General features: G+C 70.6%; 17 protein-coding genes. 9 read left to right on the forward strand and 8 right to left on the reverse strand.

The window, feature by feature from the left end:
- Positions 1-27: 27 nt before the first annotated feature.
- The 5 genes from G3576_RS08545 to G3576_RS08565 are packed head-to-tail and all read left to right on the forward strand — an operon-like array spanning position 28 to position 6,122.
- Positions 28-1,551 (forward strand): ABC transporter substrate-binding protein, encoded by a 1,524-nt coding sequence (locus G3576_RS08545; protein ID WP_164693922.1) that lies wholly within the window; start codon positions 28-30, stop codon positions 1,549-1,551.
- Positions 1,551-2,501 (forward strand): ABC transporter permease, encoded by a 951-nt coding sequence (locus G3576_RS08550; RefSeq protein ID WP_164693923.1) that lies wholly within the window; start codon positions 1,551-1,553, stop codon positions 2,499-2,501. The genes G3576_RS08545 and G3576_RS08550 overlap by 1 nt, the downstream gene beginning before the upstream one ends.
- A complete protein-coding gene (locus G3576_RS08555) occupies positions 2,498-4,321 on the forward strand; it encodes a dipeptide/oligopeptide/nickel ABC transporter permease/ATP-binding protein (RefSeq protein WP_164693924.1) in 1,824 nt (607 codons plus the stop codon). The genes G3576_RS08550 and G3576_RS08555 overlap by 4 nt, the downstream gene beginning before the upstream one ends.
- Entirely contained in the window at positions 4,318-5,292 is a 975-nt protein-coding gene (locus G3576_RS08560) for an oligopeptide/dipeptide ABC transporter ATP-binding protein (RefSeq protein ID WP_164693925.1), read from the forward strand. The genes G3576_RS08555 and G3576_RS08560 overlap by 4 nt, the downstream gene beginning before the upstream one ends.
- Before the next feature lie 17 nt (positions 5,293-5,309).
- Positions 5,310-6,122 (forward strand): creatininase family protein, encoded by an 813-nt coding sequence (locus G3576_RS08565; RefSeq protein WP_235951592.1) that lies wholly within the window; start codon positions 5,310-5,312, stop codon positions 6,120-6,122.
- A gap of 60 nt (positions 6,123-6,182) precedes the next feature.
- On the opposite strand, the gene G3576_RS08570 is transcribed toward G3576_RS08565, so the two are convergent.
- The 3 genes from G3576_RS08570 to G3576_RS08580 all read right to left on the reverse strand — a co-directional run bounded on the left by G3576_RS08570 (position 6,183) and on the right by G3576_RS08580 (position 10,460).
- Positions 6,183-7,151 (reverse strand): 2-hydroxyacid dehydrogenase, encoded by a 969-nt coding sequence (locus tag G3576_RS08570; RefSeq protein WP_164693926.1) that lies wholly within the window; start codon positions 7,149-7,151, stop codon positions 6,183-6,185.
- A gap of 11 nt (positions 7,152-7,162) precedes the next feature.
- Positions 7,163-8,878 carry a gamma-glutamyltransferase gene (gene ggt, locus G3576_RS08575; protein WP_164693927.1) on the reverse strand — a complete coding sequence of 572 codons (1,716 nt, stop codon included), beginning with the start codon at positions 8,876-8,878 and terminating at the stop codon, positions 7,163-7,165.
- 76 nt (positions 8,879-8,954) lie between these two features.
- Positions 8,955-10,460: an ATP-binding protein gene (locus tag G3576_RS08580; RefSeq protein ID WP_164693928.1), complete on the reverse strand. Its 1,506-nt coding sequence runs from the start codon at positions 10,458-10,460 to the stop codon at positions 8,955-8,957.
- 286 nt (positions 10,461-10,746) lie between these two features.
- On the opposite strand from G3576_RS08580, the gene G3576_RS08585 reads away from it, so the two are divergent.
- Complete coding sequence (locus tag G3576_RS08585) at positions 10,747-12,027, forward strand: ATP-binding response regulator (protein WP_164693929.1); 1,281 nt, start codon at positions 10,747-10,749, stop codon at positions 12,025-12,027.
- 31 nt (positions 12,028-12,058) lie between these two features.
- On the opposite strand, the gene G3576_RS08590 is transcribed toward G3576_RS08585, so the two are convergent.
- From G3576_RS08590 to G3576_RS08600, 3 genes are all read right to left on the reverse strand, one after another.
- Entirely contained in the window at positions 12,059-13,132 is a 1,074-nt protein-coding gene (locus G3576_RS08590; protein ID WP_164693930.1) for a branched-chain amino acid aminotransferase, read from the reverse strand.
- Between the two features lie 104 nt (positions 13,133-13,236).
- Complete coding sequence (locus G3576_RS08595) at positions 13,237-15,126, reverse strand: primary-amine oxidase (protein ID WP_164693931.1); 1,890 nt, start codon at positions 15,124-15,126, stop codon at positions 13,237-13,239.
- A gap of 69 nt (positions 15,127-15,195) precedes the next feature.
- On the reverse strand, positions 15,196-15,786 hold the full coding sequence (locus G3576_RS08600; protein WP_207622707.1) for a histidine phosphatase family protein: 591 nt from the start codon (positions 15,784-15,786) through the stop codon (positions 15,196-15,198).
- A 65-nt stretch (positions 15,787-15,851) separates the two neighbouring features.
- On the opposite strand from G3576_RS08600, the gene G3576_RS08605 reads away from it, so the two are divergent.
- Genes G3576_RS08605 through G3576_RS08615 form a run of 3 tightly spaced genes read left to right on the forward strand, consistent with a single transcriptional unit; the run spans position 15,852 to position 17,609 of the window.
- Complete coding sequence (locus G3576_RS08605) at positions 15,852-16,802, forward strand: Bug family tripartite tricarboxylate transporter substrate binding protein (RefSeq protein ID WP_164693932.1); 951 nt, start codon at positions 15,852-15,854, stop codon at positions 16,800-16,802.
- Between the two features lie 43 nt (positions 16,803-16,845).
- Positions 16,846-17,187 carry an acyl-CoA thioesterase gene (locus G3576_RS08610; protein WP_235951689.1) on the forward strand — a complete coding sequence of 114 codons (342 nt, stop codon included), beginning with the start codon at positions 16,846-16,848 and terminating at the stop codon, positions 17,185-17,187.
- Positions 17,187-17,609: an acyl-CoA thioesterase gene (locus G3576_RS08615; protein ID WP_164693934.1), complete on the forward strand. Its 423-nt coding sequence runs from the start codon at positions 17,187-17,189 to the stop codon at positions 17,607-17,609. Before G3576_RS08610 ends, G3576_RS08615 begins: the two co-directional genes overlap by 1 nt.
- Here the strand turns inward: G3576_RS08615 and G3576_RS08620 are convergent.
- Positions 17,606-18,445: an FkbM family methyltransferase gene (locus tag G3576_RS08620; protein WP_164693935.1), complete on the reverse strand. Its 840-nt coding sequence runs from the start codon at positions 18,443-18,445 to the stop codon at positions 17,606-17,608. The two genes, G3576_RS08615 and G3576_RS08620, sit on opposite strands and share 4 nt — an antisense overlap.
- Positions 18,446-18,583: 138 nt before the next feature.
- Positions 18,584-19,993, reverse strand: a complete 1,410-nt coding sequence (locus tag G3576_RS08625; protein WP_164693936.1) for an aspartate aminotransferase family protein — start codon at positions 19,991-19,993, stop codon at positions 18,584-18,586.
- Between the last annotated feature and the right edge of the window lie 121 nt (positions 19,994-20,114).

Here is a 20,114-nt window from a genome sequence, read left to right on the forward strand (position 1 = left end):
CCAGACCCCGATGCGCAGGATGCCGCCATGCCGACGTTGAACCGACGCAGCTTCCTCGGTGCCGCCGCCGCCCTGCCGGTGCTGTTCAACGAAGCGCGCGCGCAGCAGCGCCCCTCCACGATCCGCTTCGGCCTCTCCGCCTGGCCGCCCAACCTGCAGCCCTGGGTCTCCACCGGCGCCTCCGCCGGCACGGTGAAGCTGCTGATCCATCGCCGCCTGGTGGGCTTCGACGAGAAGGGCGAGATGCGCGGCGAGCTCGCGCGCGAATGGTCGCTGGATGCGCAAGGCGCCTGGGTCTTCAAGCTGCGTCCGGAAGCCGTCTTCCATAACGGGGAGAAGGTGACGTCGGAGGACGTGAAGTGGACCATCGAGCAGATGGCCGCCGAACGCTCCACCGCCTATTACCGCCAGCAGATGCAGCAGGTGGAGCGCGTCGAGACGCCGGATGCGCAGACCGTGCGGCTGGTGATGAAGGAGCCCTCGGCGACGGTGCCGCTCTGGTTCACCAACTACAACATGGGCATCGTCTGGCGCGGGTCGCGCGACATGAACGCACCGATCGGTTGCGGCCCCTATCGCGTGACGTCGCAGGAACGCGGCACCTGGATCGAGGTGCAGGCCGTGCCGAACTACTGGGTGCCCGGCCTGCCGCGCACGCGCACCATCCGCTTCACCGTCTATGCGGATGAGAACCTTCGCCTCGCCGCGCTGCAATCCGGCGACATGGACATGATCGAATACGTGCCATGGTCCGGCATGGCCGCGGTGGAGGCCGATCCGCGCCTGACGCTGGCGACCCAGATGGGCCCCTTCATGGACATCCTGTTCAACGGCACGCGCCCGCCCTTCGACAACCCGCTGGTGCGCCGCGCCGTGGCGCATGCGGTGAAGCGCGACGACATCGTGCGCGTCGCCTTCTCCGGCCGCGGCAAGGTGCTGGAGGGCATGCCGATCGCCGAGGGCACGCCCTGGTTCGACGCGGAGCTCTCGCGTGGCCACGCCTACGATCCCGAACGGTCGAAGGCGCTGCTGGCGCAGGCGGGCCACCCGAACGGCTTCAGCACCACCCTGCTCGCGGCCTCGCAATTCGCCATGCACAAGGACAGTGCGGAGATCAGCCAGCAATACCTGGCCGCCATCGGCATCCGCGCGGAACTTCAGCTGGTGGACTGGTCCACGCGCGTCAGCCGCGGCATCCGCGGGCAGTATGACCTGGCGGTGCATGGCGTCTCCTCCGAATTCAACGATCCGGATGGGCTGAGCGTGGTCATGGACACCTCGCTGTCGCCGGCGCATGGGCGGTCCTTCGGCCTGCGGGCACCGCGGACGACGGAGCTGCTGGCCAAGGGCCGCACGGAATTCGACCAGGCGAAGCGCGTCGAGATCTATCGCGACATGCAGCGCGCGGCGCTGGAGGAGGTGCCGCTGGTCGGCCTCGCCTGGCGTGAACAGGGCTACGGCTTCGACCGCCGCATCACCGGCTTCGCGAATCTGCCAGGCGCGCTCAGCACGGCGTCGGGCGCCCTGCTGGAATTCGCGGCCTTCGGCTGATGCTCTGGATCGCCAAGCGCATCGGCGTCTCGCTGGTGCTGATGTGGGTGGTCGCGACGGTCGTCTTCCTCGCGCTGCACATGGTGCCGGGCGACCCGGCGGAGCTGCTGCTGTCCACCGGCGGCGCCATGCCGGATGCCTATGCCATCGCGGAACTGCGGGAGAAGCTCGGCCTCAACCGGCCGATCTGGGAACAGTACCTGGCCTTCCTGGAAGGGCTGTCGCGCGGGGACCTCGGCAATTCGCTGGTGGATGACTATCCGGTGGCGGAGGAGATCCTGCTGCGCCTGCCGCGCACGCTGGAACTGATCCTGGCCGGCACGATCCTGTCCGTGCTGATCGCGCTGCCGGCGGGCACCTTCGCCGCCGTGCGCGCGGGCGGGGCCTTCGACCGCGCCGCATCCTGGATTGCGGCGCTGCTGCAGGCGGTTCCGGTCTTCGTGCTGGGCACGCTGCTGATCCTGCTGCTGGCGCAGACGCTGCGCTGGATGCCTGCGGGGGGCTATGTGCCGCTGGCGCAGGACCCGGCGCGGCACCTGCTGCTGCTGTCGCTGCCCGCCATCGCCATCGCGAAGGGGTTGACGGCCACGGTCTTCCGCATGACGCGCGCCTCCGTGCTGGACGCGCTGTCGCGCGACCATGTGCGCACCGCCCGCGCCAAGGGGCTGACGCCGCGGCGGGTGCTGACGCGCCATGTCGTGCGCAACGCGCTGATCCCGGTCACCACCGTGCTCGGCCTGCAGATGGGCACGCTGCTCGGCGGCACCGTGCTGGTGGAATACGTCTTCAACTGGCCGGGCCTTTCCACGCCGCTGCTGCGCGCGGTGGAGGGGCGGGACTACCCGATGGTGGTCGGCATCGTGCTGACGGTCTCCGCGCTGTTCCTGCTCATCAATCTGGCGATGGACCTGCTCTACGCCGCCCTCGATCCGCGGATCAGCCGGTCATGAGACGCCTCTACCTCCCGGGCCTCGCGGTCCTGTTCATCTGCCTGGTCGCGGCCGCGGCGCCGCTGCTGCCCATGCCGGACCCGATCCGGCAGGATGTGGCGAACCGGCTGGCCGCCTGGCTGCCGGGCAGCCCGCTGGGACGGGACGAATTCGGGCGGGACGTGCTGTCGCGGCTCATCTGGGGCGCGCGGTCGTCGCTGATGGTGGCCTTCATCGCCTCCGCCATCGCGGCGGTGGTGGGGACCGCGCTCGGCCTGCTCGGAGGCTGGTTCCGCGGCGTTGCGGAGTTCCTCGCGATCCGCGGCGCGGATGTCGTGCTGTGCTTCCCGCCTGTGCTGCTGGCGCTGCTCGTCGTCACGCTGCTGGGCCCGGGCACGGCGACGCTGATCCTGGTGCTGTCGGTCCTCTACCTGCCCGGCTTCATCCGGGTGAGCTTCGCGGAGGTGCTGTCGGCGCGGAACCAGGATTATGTGGAGGCCGTGCGCGCGCTCGGCGCGCCGACCATGCGCATCCTGCTGCGCACCGTGCTGCCGAACATCGCGGGGCCGGTGCTGGTGCAGTTCTCCCTCGCGGTGGCGGCGGCGGTGGTGCTGGAATCGGGGCTCTCCTTCCTCGGCCTCGGCGTGGTGCCGCCGACGCCGTCCTGGGGCCTGATGATCCGTGGCGCGCGGTCCACCATGGAACAGGCGCCGATGCTGCTGGTCTGGCCCTGCGTGGCGCTGACCTTCACCATCCTGGCGATGAACATCCTTTGCGACGCGGTGCGGGACATCGCGGACAAGCGCGGGGGCGGCGGAGCGAAGCGGCTGCGGCTGGTGGACCGGCTGCTGCCGGGGCTGTTCCCCCCGCCGGCCTCGCCGGCACCGCTGCTGGACGTGCAGGGGCTGACGGTGGAAATCGCGGTGCCGGGCGGCGTCATCAAGCCCGTCGAGGATGTTTCCTTCAGCCTCTCCGCTGGCCGCACGCTGGCCATTGTGGGGGAGAGCGGCTCCGGCAAGTCCATGGCGGCCACCGCCATCATGGGCCTGCTGCCGCCCGCGGCCCGCGCGGCGGACGGCGTCGCGCGCTTCGAGGGCGAGGATCTGCTGCGGATGCCGGAGGCGCAGCGCCGCAGGCTGCGCGGCGGTGCCATGGCGATGGTCTTCCAGGACCCGATGAGCAGCCTCAACCCCGTGCACCGCATCGGCGACCAGGTGGCGGAAGCCATCCGCGCCCATCGCGACGTGACGGCGGAGGCCGCGCGGCGGGAGGCGGTGGACCTGCTGAAGCGCGTCGGCATCGCCGATCCCGAGCGTCGCGCGCGCGCCTATCCGCATGAACTGTCGGGCGGCATGCGCCAGCGCGTGATGATCGCGATGGCCATCGCCAACAAGCCGCGGCTGCTGATCGCCGATGAACCGACCACGGCGCTCGACGTGACGGTGCAGGCGGCGATCCTGGAACTGCTGGCGGTGCTGCGGCGGGAGGAGGGGATGGGCGTCGTGCTCATCACCCATTCGCTTGGCGTCGTCGCGGAAGTCGCGGAGGATGTGGTGGTGATGTACGCCGCGCAGGTGGTGGAGCGCGGCCCGGTGGCGGAGGTCTTCGCCCGCCCGCTGCATCCCTACACCCGCGCGCTTCTTGCCGCCGTGCCGGATGGCGATGCGGAGCCCGAGGGCATCCCCGGCGTCGTGCCGCGGCCCGACCAGTGGCCGCCGGGCTGCCGCTTTGCGCCGCGCTGCGCCCATGCGACGGAAGCCTGCAACGCCGCGCCGCCCGCGCTGGAAGGGCAGGGGGACCGTGCCGTGCGCTGCATCCGCTGGCGGGAGATCGCGCCATGACCGCGCCGCTGGTGGTGGCGGAGGCGGTGGAGATGAGCTTCGCCCCGCGCGGCATCCTGGCCGGCGGGCGGCCCGTGCGCGCCGTCGCCGGCGTGGATGCGACGGTCGCGAAGGGGGAGGCGCTGGGCGTCGTCGGCGAAAGCGGCAGCGGCAAGTCCACGCTGGGGCGCCTGCTGCTGGGCCTGCTGGCGGCCACGGGCGGCAGCGTGCGCTTCGATGGCGAACCGCTGCCCAAGCCCGGCAGTGCCGCCTGGCGCAAGCTGCGTGCCCGCATGGGCATCGTCTTCCAGGACCCCTTCGGCAGCCTCGATGCGCGGCGCAGCATCGGCGCGCAGGTGATGGATGGGCTCACCATCCACACCACGCTGAACGCCGCCGAGCGCGAGGAGCGCACCGCGGCGCTGTTCCGGCGCGTCGGGCTCGACCCGCAGCGCATGGGCGCCTATCCGCACGAGTTCAGCGGCGGGCAGCGGCAGCGCCTCGGCATCGCCCGCGCGCTCGCGACCTCGCCCGACTTCCTGGTGGCGGATGAGCCGGTCTCCGCGCTCGACGTCTCCATCCAGGCACAGGTGGTGAAGCTGCTGGCGGAACTCCGCGGCGATCTCGGCCTGGCCATGCTGTTCATCAGCCATGATCTGCCGGTGGTGCGGCATCTCTGCGACCGCGTCATCGTCATGTATCTCGGCCGTGTCATGGAGGAAGGGCCGGTCGCCCAGGTCTTCGCCAGGCCGCTCCACCCCTACACGGTGGCGCTGCTGTCGGCGACGCCGATGCTCGATCCCGCGAAGCGCGCGCAGCGCGTGATCCTGCCGGGTGAGCCGCCGAGCCCGTCCAACCCGCCCTCAGGCTGCGTGTTCCGCACGCGCTGCCTGCATGCCCGCCCTGCCTGCGCGGAGGCGGTGCCCCCGCTTCGCAGCCTCGACCAGAGCGGGCACCGTGTGGCCTGCATCCGTGCCGAGGAAATCGGCTGAACAAGAGGAAGACTGAGATGACGACGCTGTCGCCGACCAAGGTGCGCATGGGGGAGATCACTGGGGGCGAGGCCCGCGCGCTCTACGCCACCAACCCCGTGATCCTGCTGCCCATGGGGAGCCATGAGGACCAGGGCCCGCATGCGCCGATGGGCGACTATTTCCTGGCCGAGAAGATGGCGGAGTTGATCGCGCTGCGCGCGACGGCGGAGGGCACGCGCACCGTCGTGGCGCCCGTGCTGCCCTTCGGCAAGGGCGATTTCTTCGGCCCCATGCCGGGCGGCATCGCGCTCTCCGCCGCCACCTTCCGCGCCGTGCTGGATGAGCTGTTCGGGGAGCTGCTGCGCCACAAGCTGACGAAGCTCATCGTCATCAACGGCCATGGCGGCAACGTCAACGTCATCAACGAGGCGACGCGGGCGGTGATGCACAAGACGGGCCTGGTGATCCCGGCGCTGTATCTCTGGCGCATTGCCTATGCGGAGATGCCGAAGCTGCTGGGCGCGGAGAAGGCGAAGGCGGTGTCGAGCCACGGCGCGGATCCGCTGACCAGCCTGTGCATGCACCTGTTCCCGGAACGCATCCGCGGCGACCTGGTGCCGGAGCCGCGCAGCGGCAAGCCGGAAGCGCTGGGCCTGCCCTTCTCCGGCTGGGGCGCGCTGAGCTTCGAAGGCGCGGAAGTCACCGTCCCCATCGAATACGATGCCGTCAGCCCCAACGGCCTCGGCACCGGCGATCCGCGGCTGTGCAGCGCGGAATCCGGCAAGCTGATCGCCGACCGCCTGACGGAAATCGGCGCCGGCTTCTGCCACCACTACGCCAAGCAGTAACCCTTCACTCCCTCCCCCGCGCTTGCGGGGGAGGGTCGGGGTGGGGGTCTGCGCGACCCCTCAATCCACCACGCGATCCTGCTCCGGGATCGGCTCGCCCTTCTCCACCCGCATCATGTTGCCCAGCCAGTGCTGGATGCTCCGCCGGCTGTTCTCATAGGCGGTGGAGGCGCAGTGCGGCGTGACGATGACGTTGTCCATGTGCAGCAGCGGGTGGTCGGCGGGCGGCGGTTCCTGGTCGAAGACATCGACGGCGGCGCCGCGCAGCGTGCCGTCCTTCAGCGCCGCCACCAGGTCGGCCTCCACCACCACGCCGCCGCGCGCGACGTTGATCAGCAGCGCGCCGCGCTTGATCTTCGCGAAGGCCTTGGCATCGATCATCTTCGCCGTCTCCGGCGTCAGCGGGCAGTTCAGCGAGAGGATGTCCACCTCCGGCAGCAGCGCGTCGAGCGTGCGGTATTCCACGCCCAGCGCCTTCTCCTGCTCCGGCGGCAGCTGCGTGCGGCTGTAGTAGAGCACGCGGCAATCGAAGCCCTGCAGGCGCTTGGCGACACCCTTGCCGATGGCACCCAGCCCGATGATGCCGACGGTCTTGCCGGACACCATGATGGACTGCTTCCAGACCTCGTTCTTGGCCCAGCCGCCGGCGGCGGTGCTGTTATGCGCGGGCACGATGCGGCGCGCGAGCGCCAGCATCAGGCCGATGGTGAAGTCGGCCACGGGCGCGGCGTTGCTGCCCGTGGTGCGCGCCACCTTGATGCCGTGCTTGCGGCAGTAGTCGAGGTCGATGTTGTCGATGCCGACACCCCATTTGTGCACCAGCTTGAGCTTCGGCCCCGCGGCCAGCACCTCCGCCGGCACCGGCACGTCCCACCACAGCGCGTAGGTTGCGTCGGCGACCTCGGCCTTCAGATCCTCGACGCTCCGGCCCTTCACGGCCGTGGCGGTGAAGCCCTCGGGCAGCAGGGACTGGATGATGTCGGCCATCTCGCCGGCGATGGGCTGCAGCAGGGCAATCTTCGTCGTCATCGTGTCTTTCCTCAGAGAACAGGGGCGTCGGCGGAGAAGCGGATGCCGGCGCGGGCAAGCCCCCCGCCCAGCGCCACCACCGAACCATCCGCGCGCCAGCAGGCGGCGCCGGTCATCGATCCATCGGCCTCGAAGGCGATGGCATTCATGCCGCCGCCGATGGTGCGCACGCGCTGCACCTTGTGGCCGCGCGCGGCGAGACCCTCCGCGACCTCGGCGGGCACGGCGGGCTCCAGTTCCAGCGCCTGGCCCTGCGTCCAGATGCGCGGCGCCTCCACCGCCTGCTGCAGGGTCATGCCGTGGTCGATAAGGTTCAGCACGGCCTGGAAGGCGGAGGTGAAGATGCGCAGGCCACCCGGCAGGCCGAGTGCGAAGGCGGGCTTGCCGTCCCTCAGCGCGATGGTCGGCGCCATGGAGGTATAGACGCGCTTCCCCGCCTCGACCGAGAGCGCGAGCCCCGGCCGCGGGTCGAAATTGTGCATGTAGTTGTTGCAGATGAGGCCCGTGCCGGGGATGGCGATGCGGGCGCCGAACAGCGCGTTGATGGTCTGGGTCGTGGCGACGATGTTGCCGTGGGCATCAGCGACGGTGACATGGGTGGTGCAGTTGGATTCCATCAGCGAGGGATGCGCGGCCCAGGCCTTCGCCGCCGCCAGGTCGATCTCGCCGCGCCGCAGCGCCGCGTAGTCCTTGGAGGTCAGGTGCGCGACCGGCACCTTCACGAAGTCCGGGTCGGCCGTCGCTGCGCTGCGGTCCGCGAAGGCCATCTTCAGCGCCTCCGCGACCAGATGGAAGCCGTCCACGGTGCCGAAGCCCATGCCCGCGACGTCGAAGCCCTCCAGCACGTTCAGCATCTGCGCGACATGCACGCCGGCCGAGGCCGGCGGCGGCGGCGCGAAGACCTGATAGCCGCGATAGGTGCCGCCGATCGGCTCGCGCTGGATCGGGCGGCTTCCGCGCAGGTCCTCGCGCGTGATGATGCCGCCCATCCTGGCGATGGCATCGGCGAGGATGCCACCCAGCGACCCATCGCCATGCAGCGCTGCCTCGCCTTCGCGGGCCACGCAGCGCAGCGTCTCCGCATAGGCGCCCTGCACCAGCTTCGACCCCACCGCGGGCTTGCCGCCGCCGGCCAGGAAGCGCGCGGCGAGGTCGGGATCGCGCGCCAGGTCGGCCGCGGCATCGCCGATGGAATCGGAGAGGTAGGGCGTGACCCGGAAGCCCTCGCTTGCCAGGCGAATCGCCGGCGCCATCACATCGGCCAGCGGCCAGGTGCCGTATTCCGCCAGCGTCACGCACCAGGCGCGCAGCGCCGCCGGCACGGCGACGGAGAGCGCGCCGATGGCATTCGCGCGGCCCACCGTCTCCCGCTCCTCCGGCGCCGAACCCGGCGCGGGCGTGTACATGGTGGGGCTCGCCGCGGCGGGTGCGGTGCTGAGGCCGTCCACGACCTTGTGCCGCCCATCGGCCATGCGCAGGTGGCAGACGCCGCCACCGGTCAGGCCGACCATCATCGGCTCCACCACCGTCAGCGCGAAGAGCGCGGCGATGGCGGCATCCACCGCATTGCCACCGGCCAACAGCACTTCCGCGCCGGCCGCGGAGGCCATGGGATGGTTGGTCGCCACGACACCGCGCGTGCCGCGCGCGGGCGACTTCTCCAACGTCAAAGCGAAGCCGTTGTTACCAACGGACGCGAAGCCGTTGCGGCCCACCGATTGCGCCATCGCCGGCGCCTCCTTCCTCGTCATGCCGCGCAGTCTGGGCTGCTGCTGCGCTGCGAGAAAGAGGGGGCGGCCCCGATCACGCCGCGGCCGCATCCTCCGCCGGCCCGTCGGGATCGCCGGGCGCGGTTTCCCAGCCCAGGCCCACCATCGCCACCACGCGCCGCCCGCCGCGCTCCGCGCGAAGGACGATGGCCTTGCGCTCCTCCATCCAGGCCAGCAGGCGCCGTGCGCGGCCGAGCGAGTGGCTGCCATAGGCGCGCGCGATGGTGGCGTCCGACGGGCAGGGCAGGCCATCCAGCGCGGCGCGGGCCAGCAGCAGGTAGACGCCCTGCGAATCCTCCGGCAGCGCCTCCGCCCGCGCCACCGCGCCCTGCCAGGCCTCGCCTTCCGCCACATCGGGGTCGATGCCGGCGCGGGCGGTGGAGAGCATGCGGCGGAAGGCCGGCAGGTCCGGCGGGCCCTCCACCTCATGGATGCGCAGCCGCACCAAGAAATCCTGGTAGAGCACGCTGGCCGGGCGGAAGGCGGCCTCCGGGTCCGCCAGCACCTGGCGCAGGATCGCGTCCATGCGGCGGCGCCGGTCCTCCTGCTGCTCCGGCGTGGGCGGCGGCGGCGGCTCCGCGGGCTCCGCGGCGGCCGGCGGGCGGTATTGGGAGAGCTGGACCAGGATGTCCGGCATGGGCGGCTTGGGCGCGCGGCGCACGGGGGCGGGGCGGGGCGCCTCGTCCTGCGGCGCCTTCAGGATCAGGTCGCGGGCCTCCTCCGCGCTCGCCACCGGGGGTGGCACCAGGGCCGGTCCGGCGGAGCGCGAGGCGGTCTCGACCCCTCCGATTCGGATCGGCAGCGGGCGGCGGGAGACGGCAGGGCCGAGCGCCACGAAATGCCCGCGCTGGAGGTCGCGGAACATCTCCGCCTGGCGGCGCTCCATGCCCAGCAGGTCGGCCGCGCGGGCCATGTCGATGTCGAGGAAGGTGCGCCCCATCATGAAGTTGGACGCCTCCGCCGCCACGTTCTTGGCGAGCTTGGCCAGGCGCTGCGTCGCGATCACGCCGGCCAGGCCGCGCTTGCGGCCGCGGCACATGAGGTTGGTCATGGCGCCGAGGGCAGCGCGGCGGGCCTCGTCCGAGACCTCGCCCGCCATGGCGGGGGCGAAGAGCTGTGCCTCATCCACCACCACCATCAGCGGCGTCCAGGCGTCGCGATCGGCCTCGAACAGCCCGTTCAGGAAGGCGGCGGCGCAGCGCAGCTGGGCCTCGACCTCCACCCCCTCCAGGTTCAGCACGACGGAGACCCGGTGGCGCCGCACCCGCTCCGCCACCCGCGCCAGGGCGGCCTCCGTGTGGTCCTCCGCCTCGATCACCAGGTGGCCGTGCTTGTCGGCGAGCGTGACGAAGTCACCCTCCGGATCCACCACCACCTGCTGCACCCAGGGGGCGGATTGTTCCAGCAGGCGGCGCAGCAGGTGCGACTTGCCGGAGCCTGAATTGCCCTGGACCAGCAGGCGGGTGGAGAGCAGTTCCTCGAGGTCGAAGGTCGCGGCTTCCCCGTTCGGCGCGCGTCCCATCTCGATCCCGATCGTCATGCATCCATCCCGGCCGGTGTTGCGGTGAGCCGCCCGGGGGCCGGGCGAGGGCGGAGGACTAACGCGGCGGGGCAGGGGGTGGAAGACAGGATTTCGGCACCGCAGCAAGGCGCCTGGCGGTTCATGCCGGGTTAAGCGCGATGGGCGAGACTGCACGGGCGTGTCCCAGGCCCTTCCTCCCCGTCCCGCAGCTTCCGCTGCCTCGGCCAGCCAGGCTCCGGCCGCAGGGTGGCAAGGTCCTTTGGATTCGAAACCTGTCCGCGAGCCAGGGTGCGTGCCACACTCCATGGATGACCCAGCAGACTGGTCCCTGTCCATCGCTGGCCTGCCGGCCCAGGTCGCCGGAAGTGGCGTCCCGCTGATGGCCATGGGCGACGTCCCGGACCAGGGCCCCGTCCTGCATGTGCTGGTCGTGGACGATGACGAGGACATCGTCCTGAACCTGTCCGAGGGCCTGGAGATGAGCGGCCATGCGGTGCTGACCGCCCATTCGGCGGCGGCTGCCCGGGCCGTGATGGCGGGGCGGGACGACATCGGCGTCGTCGTCACCGACATCCGCATGCCGGGGGAGGACGGCCTCAAGCTGGCGCAGGCGATCATGACGGGGCGGCCCGATGAGGCGGCGATCGAGGTCGTCGTCATCACCGGCCATGCCACGGTGCAGGATGCGGCCGCCGCCATCCGGCTGCATGTCTTCGACTTCCTGCCCAAGCCCTTCACGGTCGATGCCGCCACCCACGCCGTGGATCGCGCCCTGGCCCGTGCCCGGTCCCGCCGCGCCGACGGTGCCCAGCGGCGGGAGCTGCTGCGCCGGACCGAGGAGGCGGAGCGGGCCCGGGCGGAGATGGAGCACCTGCTGGGCGGCGCGGAGGGGCGGCTTTCCGCCATGCCGAGCGGCTTCGCCCCGGCCGAGGCCCTGCGGCGGGAGATGCATGCCATCTCCCACGCGCTGCGCACGCCGCTGCACGCCATCGCGGGCGGGGCGGACCTGCTGCGCCAGCGCGGCGGCACGCTGGATGATGCGGCAGCGCGGGACGACATGGCCATGCTGCAGGGTGGCGTGAAGCGAGCCGTCGAGGCCGTGGCGCTGGTCGAGGAACTGCACCGGACCGACCCGAACCCGCCGGAGGGCGAGGTGCCGCTGATCGACCTGTCCCTGGCGCTGGCGCGCCTGGCCACGCGGCTGCAGCGGCGCGACGATCCGCCGGAGGCCACGATCGAGGTCGAGGCGGGGGAGGGGCTTCAGGTCCGCTGCCTGCCGAACGACCTGCGGCGGGTCATCGACCTCTGCGCCGATAGCGCCATCGCCTGGGCCCCCGCCGGCGCGACGATCGTTCTGGCGGCCGGCGCGGCGGAAGCGGGCATGGTGGAGGCCACCTTCGCCGTGCGCGGCCCGCAGGCGGGCCCGGAGGCGGCGGCGGCCGCCATCTCCGATTTCGCCAGGACGCAGGAGGATCTGCGCTTCGCCGTGGCCCGCCGCCTGGCGGAGCGGCATGGCGGCGGCCTGACCAGCACCGGCGGCGCCGATGGCGCCATGACCATGCGGTTGCTGCTGCCGGGCGGGTGACGGGGGCGGCCTGCGCCGCCCCGCGCTTCATTCAGTCAACCGGCACCACGCTGGTCCAGCCATGCGCGTCATTGGTGCGGCCATACTGGATGCCGACGATGCTGTCGTAGAGCTTCTGCGTCAGCTCCCCCGTCACGCCGCCATTGATCAGCACATCCTCCCCCTTGTAGCCGAGCGTGCCGACCGGGGAGACGACGGCCGCGGTGCCCGTGCCCCACATCTCCTTCAGCGTGCCGTCGCGGCCGGCGGCCATCACCTCGTCGATGGTGATGGGGCGTTCGGAGACCTTGAGGCCCCAGTCGCGCATGAGCTGGAGGGTGGAGGCGCGGGTCACGCCATCCAGGATGGTGCCGGCGAGCGGGGGCGTGATCACCTCATCCCCGATGCGGACCATGATGTTCATGGTGCCGACCTCGTCCAGGTACTTGCGGTGCACGCCATCGAGGTAGAGCACCTGCGTGTAGCCCGCGGCCGCGGCATCCTGCTGGCCCGAGAGGGATTGCGCGTAGTTGGCCGCCGTCTTCGCCTCGCCCGTCCCGCCGCGCACCGCGCGCACATGAGTGTCGGAGGCCAGGATGCGGACCGGCTTCACCCCTTCCTTGTAGTAGCTGCCGACGGGGGAGAGGATCAGGAAATACAGGTAGCTGTGCGCGGGATGCACGCCGAGCATGACATCCGTCGCGATGATGGTCGGGCGGAGGTAGAGCGAGGTGCCGGCCTTGCGCGGCACCCAATCCGCCTCCAGCCCCACCAGCGCGTCGAAGCTCTGGCGCACCAGATCCACTGGCACCTCCGGCATGCACATGATGCGCGCCGAACGGTTGAAGCGCTCCGCATGGCGGTCGGCGCGGAACAGGCGGATCTGGCCGTCATCGCCGCGGAAGGCCTTGAGACCGTCGAAGATCGCCTGGCCGTAGTGCAGCACGCTGGTCGCGGGGTCGAGCGAGAGCGGGCCATAGGGCTCGATCCGCGGGGAATGCCAGCCGCGCCCCTCATCGTAGTTCATGAGGAACATGTGGTCGGTCAGGACCTTGCCGAAGGACAGGGTCTCGTCGGAGGGCTTCGCCTTGGGCGAGCTGGTCCGGGTGATCGGGAAATTGCTCATCAAGCGAGTCCTCCAGCGTTTCCTTGCGCGTTCCCTACCATGCCGCGTTCTTTTAAAAACGGTAAGGGGGGCTGACATAATTGCCGCGCATGGCAGCCCTGCGGTCAGACGCAGCAGCTTTTCGCGCTGCGGCTGGGGGGGACGTCGAGCGCCGGGTTCTCGTCGAAGAAACCCTCGGGGTGGAGCGCGAAGCCGGCGGTGATCACGGGCTGGACCGGGAAATCCTCGGGCCGCGGGATATGGTGCAGGCCGAAGCAGTGCCAGAGGACGAGGTCGGCATCGACGAGCGGCCGGTCCGCCGCCGTCCAGGCCGGCAGCCCGTCCCCGCCGCTGGACTGGTTCGGGTAGCGCCCGGCGGCGAACATTTCCTCCGCGTCGAAGGCGGTGACCCAGAGCTGTTTCGTCATGAAGCCGGCGCGGCGTGTCACGCTGGCCTCGGGGGCGGAGAAGGTGGGCAGCGGGTTCTGGACGAGGAGGCGATAGGCGGTCGGGCGCCCCATGGCATTGCGCGCCGTGGCGCTCTCCACCCGCCAGCCGCGCATGGCGTGGAAATCGACGTTGCGCTGGGCCTTCAACTCGCTCTCCAGCACCGTCTCCCGCAGCACGAAGGCGTTGCCATGCGGATTCTCCGGCCCCATCGGCAGGGCGACGGTATCGACCTCCACGACGCGGTTCGCCTCCCCATCCACATCCATGTCGAGCCGCATGGCGAAGACGTGCTGGTGCAGATGCGCATAGACGCCGGGCGCCACCATGGTGCCGAAGCGCGGTTCCTCCCCGGGCCTGAGGCTCGCGGTGTTCATGATTCCGGTGGCCTTGATCTCGAAATGCACGGAGCCGTCCTGGTGGAGGTACCAGAAGGACCCGTATTCGTAGTTGCCGATGGTGGAGATGGATGACAGCACCAGCCGCCGCGCGCGCCGCACCTCCACCTTCCCGGTGTGCAGGTCCGTGTGCTTCCAGAGGATGCCGTGATCCTCCTCATGCAGGCAGATGGCGTTGCGGATGCAGTAGGGATCGCCCTTGCTGTCGGCGAGCCAGCCATCGAAGTAGTGGATGGCGCCCAGGCAGTCGCAGCCCAGCGTCAGTGAATTCGCCAGCACGCCGATGCCGTATTCGCCCACGTCGAAGGCGTTCTTGCGGTGGTGCCCGCCGCCGGGATGGGCGTAGGGCACCACCATCTCCGACAGCGCGCCGCGATGCATGACGGGGCGCAGCCGCCCCTGGTCCTCATAGGCCAGGTCGTGCAGCACCAGGCCTTCGCGGGCGTTGAAGCCGACGCGGAAGCGCCATTTCTGCCAGCGCACCTCCTGGCCCTCGACGGTGAAGGAGGGGCCCTCGGGCTGGATGATCTCCAGCGGCCTGATGTCGTCGCGGAAGGTCTCGCGGAACTTGGCGGCGTAGTTCACGCACCCCATCGGGATCGGCGCCTCGCCATGGTCGTCGATCCGCAGCACCTCGGCGCGGTCGAGGTCGATGACGGCGCAGAGACCCTCGATCGGATGGGCGTAGGCATTGTCGTCGGGAGAGGTGCGGAGCCAGCAGAAGGTGTGCGACAGGCGCCGCCCCTCCTCATCCGGCAGGCCGTAATTGCCGGCGGACCAGGGATCGACCTGCACCAGGCTGATATCGGTGATGCCGCGCCGCGCCAGCGCGGCCTGGAAACCGGGATCGGCGCGGGCGACGCGGCCCACCAGCTCGATGTCGTCGAACAGGATTCGCGGCCGCACGCCCGGCATCGGCGTCCAGGACAGGATGGCGCCGGCGGTCAGGTCCACCACCGCCTCGAACACCCGGCCATCGGTGCGGTCGAAGGCGCAGACGAAGGCGCGGCGGGGCGGTGTGGTATCGCCGCGCAGTTCGGCTTTTGAAGGTTCGTGCAGGCTGATCGTCTCGAACATCATGCCCGCGCCCAGATCATGCGCGGCGCGCACCAGGGCGGCGGCCTGGCGGATTTCCTCTGGCGTCAGCGGGTCGAGCGGATGGGCGGGCATGGGGTCGTCCTTCGGGCGTCCCGCGACGGTAACGGGCGCGGTAGCGGGACGGAAGCACGAGGCCCGGCGCTATTCCTCGTCGATCGGCCGCCAGCCATGCAGCAGCGCCCGGCTGTCGCGGTCGAAGGCGAAGAGGTTGCCGCCGCCGCGGCCGGGCTGGTCCTCCGCCCGGCTGATCGGCACGCCCTTCAGCCGGCACAACAGCAAGGCGCCGACGGCGCCATGGGCGATGATGGCGACATCCCCGGGCGGCGCCAGGGCCAGCACCTGCTCCACCGCCGCCACGATGCGGGCCTGCGCATCCGCGGCGCGTTCCCAGCCGCGCACGCTCTCCTCCGGCTGCGCGAAGAAGGCGTCGGCCATCGCCTCGAAGGCCGGTCCGGGCAGGTACCCGGTGGCGCTGCGGTCATTCTCGTGCAGGGCTTCCAGCACCGTGACGTCGAGCCCCGTCGCCGCCGACAGGATGGCGGCGGTGTCCAGCGCCTTCCGCTCCCCGCTGCTGAACAGGCTTTTCAGTCCCGTGACCCAGGGACGCTCCAGCATCATGCGCGCGCGGAGGATGCCGCGGAGCGAGAGATGCCATTCCGGCACCGGTCGGGCCGGATCGATCGCGACATCGGGGTGGGTGATGAAGCGTACAACCGGCATGGTGCGGCGCACGCTAGGCGCGGACTCCCCAGGGGCGCAACCCGTCCCTAGGGTAAGGGTCCCCGGGAGAATCGCCGATGCTCCGTCGCCTTGCCATGCTCGCGCTGTTCACCGCGCTCACCCTTCCTGCCATGGCGCAGTCGCCGCCCCGGCTGGTGAACGGCTTCGCGCCGGGCGGCACCGCCGACATCGTCGCCCGGCTGCTGGCGGACCTCGCCGGCCCGGCGCTGGGGGCGCGCCCTGTCGTCGAGACGCGCACGGGCGCCACGGGTTTCATCGCCGCCGAACAGGTCGCGCGCGGCCCGGCGGATGGCTCCGCGACCGTCCTCTGCGTCATGTCCATGCTGGCCATCGCGCCGGAACTGCCGGGCGCGCGGCTGCCGATCGACCCGCGGACGGATCTCTCCGGCGTCGCGCTCTTCGCGCTCTCGCCCTACGGCCTGGTGGTGGGCGCACAGTCGCCCTACCGGTCGCTGGCGCAGCTGGTGGAGGCGGCGCGGGCGCGGCCTTCCGCCGTCTCCTACGCCAGCGTCGGCGTCGGTTCGGCGCCGCATCTCTCCGGCGTGCTGATCGGGCTGCGCGCGCAGGCGGAAATGGTGCATGTGCCCTATCGCGGCGCGGCGCCCGCGCTGCTCGACATCATCGCGAACCGCGCCGATTTCATGATGGTGAGCCTGGGCGACGTGACGAAGCAGATCCAGGATGGCGACCTGCGGCTGCTGGCGCTGGGGGACAGCCGCCCGGTGCCGCTCTTCCCCGGAATCCCGCCGATCAGCGCCACGCTGCCGGGGGTGGAGAGCTACACCTGGTTCGGCCTCTGCGGCCCCCGCGGCATGAGCGCCGAGGGACGCGCGCGGTGGGAACGCGGCACGGCCGCCGCGGTGGCGGACCCGACTTTCCGGTCCCGCCTGGAGGCGATGGGCCTGGTGCCGCTGTTCGAGGATGGGGCGACGATGGATCGCCGCATCGCCGCTGATCGTGAGCTGTGGGGAGGCGTGGTGCGTGCCGCAAACATCCGGGCCGAATAGGGTGCCGCCATCGCCGGCGGAGCTGAAGCTGCGCACCACCGCCATGCCCGCGGATGCCAACCCGTCAGGGGACATCTTCGGCGGCTGGCTGATGGGGCTGATGGACCTGGCCGCCGGCAACGCCGCGGGGCGCCGGGCGCGCGGCCGCGTCGCGACCATTGCCGTGGACGGCATGAAGTTCCACCGCCCGGTGCTGGTGGGCGACGAGGTCAGCATCTATGCCTGCATCGTCTCGGTCGGCCGCACCTCCATGCGCATCGAGGTCGAGGCCTGGCGGCGCGAACGGTCGGAGGATGAGATGTTCCTGGTGACGGAAGCGGTCTTCACCTTCGTCGCGATCGACGAGGCGCGGAAGCCGAGACCCGTACCCCTGGAGGCCGAGTGATGGATGGCACCACCTGGCCCCTGCTGAGGGACCACCAGATCCGCTGGTCCGAATGCGACCTCTACGGCCATGTCAACCACGCCGCCTACCTGACGATCTTCGAGGATATGCGCATCGCGCATTGGGAGGCGCTGACGGGCCAGCCGATCTCCCCCACGCGGCCCGGCCCAGTGGTGGCGCAGATCGAGGCGAAGTACCACCGCGCCGCGGGCTTCGCGGAGAAGGTGGTGCTGGGCAGCCGCGTGCTGTCCTTCCGCCGCACCTCCTTCATCCATGACTACGCCATGTGGCGCGACGGCGTCGCCTGCTGCACCGGCCGCGCGGTCTGCGTGGTGACGCGCAACGACACCGGGGAGAAGGTGCCGCTCTGGCCCGAATTGCGGGAACGGATGCTGGCGGAAGGCGCGGTGGCGGAGGGCTAGAGCCCCGCGAGGTAGCGCCCCGCCAGCCCGCCTGCATGGCGCCGGTCATGCTCCATCAGCAGGCGCAGCGCCGCGTCCGATGAGCCGTAGCAATCGTGCAGGATCGTCGCCATGGCCAGCAGCGCGCGGTCATCCAGCGCGTCCAGCCGCGTCAGGTCGCGGATGAAGATCGCATCCGCCCAGACCATCTGGCTGAGGCCCGCATAGGGGCTGCCGCCCACGACCATCGGCGCCATCACACGGCTGTTCAGCGGGTGGAAGCGGTGGAAGGCGAAGCCCTGGCCGCGCAGGAAGCCATCCACATCGGCGAAGAGCGGCTGGTCCCGGTAGAGCGGCAGGAACTCGACCTCTGCCTGCACCACCAGCGCGTCGCGCAGCCGCGCTTGCGCGTGGCGCAGCACCATCAGCTCCGCCCCCTGGATGTCGAGCTTCAGGAGATCCGCGCCCGCGGTTTCCGGCACGTCGTCGAGGCGCACGGTGTCGAGCTCCACGCGGTCCAGCACGCGGCCCCATTCGGGAAAGCCATGGAACAGCGCGAGCGTCGCGGGATCGGGTTCCAGCAGGGAGGTCATGCCGGGCGCCTGGCAGATGCGGAGCGTATGGCGGCCGCCATCCCCGACCGCATGCGGGAAGTAGCGTTCATGCGGGCCCTTGCGGGCATCCAGCGTGGCCAGTGCCGCCGCATCGGGTTCGAACCCCACCACCTCCGCCTGCCCGGCGCGCAGCAGCGTGGCGTAGGGCGGGTCGCCATCGATCGGGTTGGCGCCGATATCGACGGCCTTGATGCGGATGTCCTGGCCCGTGAGGTCCCGGAATGACCGGCCTTCTGCCGCCATGGAAGCGCTGCCTTCTGCTGTCGCAGGGCCACTCTGGCGCGGGCGGGTTAACGAAGCGGCAAACTCGAAAAGCCCTCTCCCCCGCCAAGGGGAGAGGGTAGGGAGAGGGTTGGGTGAGGGGGTCGACCCTTCCCCCTGTCAGACCACCGTCAGGCTCTCCCGCCGCAGCTGCACCGCCAGCGCGTCCAGCGCCCGGCCCGTGCGCTCCACCATTTCATCCACCTCATCCGCCTTCATGATCAGCGGCGGCGAGAAGGCGATGGTGTCGTTGGCCAGGCCGCGCAGGATCACGCCTTCGTTCTCGCCGAGCTTGGCGAGGCGCGGGCCGACCTTGGCGGAGGGCTCGAAGTTCTTCTTCGCGGCCTTGTCGGCGACGAGCTCGATCGCCGCCACCATGCCGATGCCGCGGACCTCGCCGACCAGCGGATGGTTCAGGAAGCGCTCCCGCAGCTTCGCCTGCATATGGGCGCCGACCGTGTTCACATGCTCGACGATGTTGAGCTCGTCATAGATCCGCAGCGTCTCCAGCGCGACGGCGGCGGCGACGGGGTGGCCCGAATAGGTGAAGCCGTGGCCCCAGGTGCCGATGGTGGCGGAGCCATCCGCCAGGCCCTGGAAGATGCGGTCATTGATGATGATGGCGGAGATCGGCAGGAAGCTGGCCGACAGCGCCTTGGCGCAGGTGATGATGTCCGGCGTGATGGAGTAGGTCTGGCAGCCCCAGTAGTTGCCGGTGCGGCCGAAGCCGCAGATGACCTCGTCCGCCACGAACAGCACGTCGTACTTCCGCAGCACGGCCTGGATCTTGTCGAAGTAGGTGGCGGGCGGGACCATCACGCCGCCGGCGCCCATCACGGGTTCCGCGAAGAAGGCGGCGACCGTCTCCGGCCCCTCGCGCAGGATCGTCTCCTCGAGTTCGGTCGCGAGCCGCGTCGCGAACTCATCCTCCGACTCGCCGGGCTTGGCGCCGTGGTAGTGGTGCGGCGTCGAGACGTGGATGAAGCGGTCGGAGACCGGCAGGTCGAACATCTTGTGGTTCGCCGGCAGGCCGGTCAGCGACCCGCTGGCGATGGTGATGCCGTGATAGGCCTTGAGGCGCGAGATGATCTTCTTCTTCTCGGGCTTGCCGATGGCGTTGTTGTAGTACCAGACCATCTTGATGGCGGTGTCGTTCGCCTCGGACCCGCTGTTGGCGTAGAAGACCTTCGACATGGCGCAGGGCGCGCGCTCGATCAGCATCTCGCTGAGGTCGATCAGCGGCTCATGCGACTTGGCCGTGAAGGCGTGGTAGAAGGGCAGCTTCTTCATCTGCTCATACGCCACTTCGGCGAGCCGATGGTTGGAGAAGCCGAGGGACGCGCACCAGAGGCCGGCCACGGCCTCGATGTACTCCTTGCCCTGGTCGTCCCACACCTTCACGCCTTCGCCGCGCGCGATGACCAGCGGGCCGTTCTTGGCGTGGGCACGGTGGTCGGTATACGGGTGCAGCACGTGCGCGATGTCGCGTTCCGCGTTGGAATTCCGGACCGGCGTGGCAGGCGGGGTCATGGGAGTGGTTCTTCCTCAACAGGCGTCGCGGGGATGCTAGAACGGCAATCGCGCCGCGTCATCCACCGTGACGCCCGCGATGGTTGCGGGCTGCCGGTCTTGGCCGCATTTTGCCCGCGAC

It is taken from the genome of Falsiroseomonas algicola, from assembly GCF_011040385.1.
In the GTDB taxonomy this organism is placed as follows: Bacteria; Pseudomonadota; Alphaproteobacteria; order Acetobacterales; family Acetobacteraceae; genus Falsiroseomonas; species Falsiroseomonas algicola.